Genomic DNA, 262 nt, shown 5'->3' with positions numbered 1-262 from the left:
GGGAACTCAAAGGAGACTGCCGGTGATAAACCGGAGGAAGGTGGGGATGACGTCAAGTCATCATGGCCCTTACGGCCAGGGCTACACACGTGCTACAATGGCGTATACAAAGAGAAGCGAACTCGCGAGAGCAAGCGGACCTCATAAAGTACGTCGTAGTCCGGATCGGAGTCTGCAACTCGACTCCGTGAAGTCGGAATCGCTAGTAATCGTGGATCAGAATGCCACGGTGAATACGTTCCCGGGCCTTGTACACACCGCC

The 262-nt window shown here is 55.0% G+C and carries 1 rRNA gene; it reads left to right on the top strand.

The window, feature by feature from the left end:
* Positions 1-262 (top strand): 16S ribosomal RNA (locus DW58_RS01230); the annotation flags it as partial.

The organism is Siccibacter turicensis LMG 23730, from assembly GCF_000463155.2.
Classification (GTDB): Bacteria; Pseudomonadota; Gammaproteobacteria; order Enterobacterales; family Enterobacteriaceae; genus Siccibacter; species Siccibacter turicensis.
This window is presented reverse-complemented; position numbering and strand designations above follow the sequence as displayed.